Raw genomic sequence first — 2,893 nt, forward strand, 5'->3', positions numbered from 1 at the left:
CTACTATGACAGGTTGGGCTGCTGGTGCAGGGTAGGGGCGCATTCCTGTTTCAGCAGATGCGTGGTTCTACCGTATGCTTACTAGGGGTTAAAGCAGATGGCGTAGTAGCATAAGAACAAATGCCACGCTGAGGCAAAGCGAGGATACCTGATTCATGCGCATAGTGTGGTCGAAATCGGCGACGCGGGCATCGTGCCACACCGCCCGAGCCCACCGCAGGAACAGAAAGGTAACGGGCCCAGTAGCCAGCAGGAACAGCAGTAAATTGGGGAGTTCCCGTCGCCAGAAGTACGCGGCAGCTAGGGTAGTGGCTCCGAGCAGTAGGCCCAGCCCCGCAAATACAAACGTACCCCGAATACCCAGGCGGAGGCTCAAGGTCTGGTCGCCGCGACGGGAATCTTCCTGATGCTGATACACTTGTGTGAGAGGGTAAGAACCGCACAGAAAGAGGGTGCTGACCAGCGCCAACAGTAGGTTTTGGGGGTGATATATCTCGGCGGGGGAAGCTCCTACGCCTATCTGCGTCATCAAAAACGTGTATAAGCCCTGAAACACTACCACAACTACCGTGCTGGCCAAGGGGTACTTCTTGAGTCGGATGCCCTCGTAGCTGTAGGCTTTCGACACAAGTAGATAAATGGCTACCAGGAGTGCAAACCACCAGTTGAGTAGTAGGGCGCCACCCACCGCCAAGGCGTCGAATAACCATACCAGATGTAGCAGCTCCGCCGAGACTTTAGGCGGGATCTTAAGGCCCCCAATGCTGCCCTCATCCCGGTCGTAGTAGCTGTTGTACCCATTGGAAGCAGGGTAGGCTAATAGGTGCAGCACGATAAATACGCCCGCGGCTCGTGCTGGGCTGAAGGGCTGGCGCAGGGCGCTCAGGCCGAACCAGAAAATCGGCATTAAGTACACCGAAAAAGGAATGCGCAATAGGGGCAGGGCCCGGCGGTAAGCAGCAAAAGGCATGAGGGACGGGGCGTAAGCTTCGGCGTGCGCCGCGGGGCTTGCTCAGCAGAACAAGTCGGCTCCACGGCATTAGCTGCAAGCTAAAACTAAAATACGGCCCGCGTGGTGGCTCAGCGCTGCAAGGCCAGATGTTAGGAAGTAGGTTACAGCAGGCAGTGAGCCTAGCCAGGCTTACGCGCCTAGGTTGCGAGGAAGGCCAATCAGGTACGTCACCTCAGGGCCCCACCAATGCCGCACCTTGCCTGCTTGCCAAATAAATGTGCCCTGTGGGTCGGCGCGGTGAGCTAAGGCTAGCAGTTGCTCGGGCGCATACATGCGCAGAATGGAAACGCACCCATCCCAGATGGTAAACAGTGGAATAAGCGGTACCACGTACGTAAACACCAGCCGGCTAAGGCGAAAAGGCCGAATAAATGGCGTAATAAGCAGTTGTGCCACGGGCAGCACCGTCAGGGCCAACAGAATTTCCGCCCAGTGCTTGCCCGCGCCCTCAAATACCCCAATACCGGCCCGCTGCCGCACGGCATCGGTGAGCAAAGCTGTGGCCGTAGGCGGTGCGAAATGGTGGAATGCGGAGAATACCGTCCGGAAACCGCCCAAATGGGCCGGTACCGCCGTGGCATCTACGGGCATTGCCGCGAAATGCAGGCCTGGAGTGCGGGAAGCCAAGAGCTGCCACGCTGCGGGCTGGGGGTATAAATCAGTAAGGGTTACTTGGGCTGCGGGCAAGCCAGTAGTTTGAAGGGTGCGCACAACCCCCTCGGTTCCTCCGCCCGCGCCGGCGCAGAGCTCAAGCATGGAAGCTTGGCTGGTTTGCTCAAGGGCGTTGCGTAGCAAGGGCACAATAGGCTGGTAAATGCCCAAGCTCGAAATCATGAAGCGCAAATAATCCATCATGCCTGCCCGGATAACACGCGGAAACCAGGGCAGGTCTTCAAACTCGAATAGGTGGAGGCGGAGTTTCACACCTCGCCATACGCGGAAATGGTGGCTAAGGCTGCCACAGGTTAGCTAACCGCGGGCACATTGCGCTGAGCGGGACCATACAACCATAGCACTGCGAGCAGCGCGGCACCTAGGTACGGCAACGACATTTCGAGCAAGCTTGTCAAGGAATCAATGGGAAGCAACAGTAGCAATAAGTAGTTCGCCACCAAGAAAAACAAAACCACGCCTAGCAGAGCCAGGGTCCGGCGGGGCCAGTCGGAGCAGCAGCGGCTCATAATGGTAAAGAACGGCACTACCAGTGGAATGATAGCCAACGATGCCATGGCCCCTACCAGGCCCGCTAGTAAAGCAATGGGGTAGTCGTTGAGGCGGTCGAGCGAGAAATCAACGAGCAGCCATAGAGTGCCGCCTACATTGCTGAAGGCCCATAGAAGGATAGTGCGAATTAAAGTAGAAGGAATTGAGGAGTAAGATTGTAACATGGAGTAGTACTGATTGGTGGAAAGTAGAATTGGAAGTATGGACCCATATACGGGGGGTAAAAACCCGTTGGATTAGCTAGAAACGGTGCTTTTATGGGAATTGGCGAGCTATTTTGAACCAACATTTTCCCGAACTGAGAAAGGGGGCTAGTTCTGGCTCAGTTACAGCCATCTACTTGCTTTTAGTAGGCTGACGCCAGTAGCCCACGGGCTGGAAATAACGAGAGGCACCCTGGGCAACGCCACAAGTAAAATCCTTTGGCTAATGAGGTAAATGAGGGCGACTCATTAAAAAATTAGCGTCCAAGGCTTGGAAAAAAACTTCAAATCACTGTGCTTTGCAATACAAAGTGCTTTTAATATTATGAAGCCCGTTACCGATCCACTCGCTCAACTCACCGAGATTCGCGCCATCATGGAGCGGTCTTCCCGCTTTATTTCTCTGAGTGGCCTTTCCGGGGTGGGGGCCGGGGTAGTCGCCTTGGCGGGGGCC

General features: G+C 55.7%; 3 protein-coding genes. All 3 read right to left on the reverse strand.

Going from position 1 to position 2,893, the window contains the following annotated elements:
• Positions 1-88: 88 nt before the first annotated feature.
• Positions 89-970, reverse strand: coding sequence for a UbiA family prenyltransferase (locus tag VI25_RS21180; RefSeq protein WP_055562842.1), 882 nt, complete (start codon positions 968-970; stop codon positions 89-91).
• A 171-nt stretch (positions 971-1,141) separates the two neighbouring features.
• Complete coding sequence (locus tag VI25_RS21185; RefSeq protein ID WP_045690027.1) at positions 1,142-1,936, reverse strand: class I SAM-dependent methyltransferase; 795 nt, start codon at positions 1,934-1,936, stop codon at positions 1,142-1,144.
• 41 nt (positions 1,937-1,977) lie between these two features.
• Positions 1,978-2,400 carry a hypothetical protein gene (locus VI25_RS21190; RefSeq protein ID WP_045690026.1) on the reverse strand — a complete coding sequence of 141 codons (423 nt, stop codon included), beginning with the start codon at positions 2,398-2,400 and terminating at the stop codon, positions 1,978-1,980.
• Positions 2,401-2,893 lie beyond the last annotated feature (493 nt).

Source organism: Hymenobacter sp. AT01-02 (assembly GCF_000961955.2).
Classification (GTDB): domain Bacteria; phylum Bacteroidota; class Bacteroidia; order Cytophagales; family Hymenobacteraceae; genus Hymenobacter; species Hymenobacter mucosus.

Excerpts from the sequence above, each read along its gene's own strand:
- VI25_RS21180 (WP_055562842.1), bottom strand. The coding sequence starts at position 970 with ATGCCTTTTGCTGCTTACCGCCGGGCCCTGCCCCTATTGCGCATTCCT.
- VI25_RS21190 (WP_045690026.1), bottom strand. The coding sequence starts at position 2,400 with ATGTTACAATCTTACTCCTCAATTCCTTCTACTTTAATTCGCACTATC.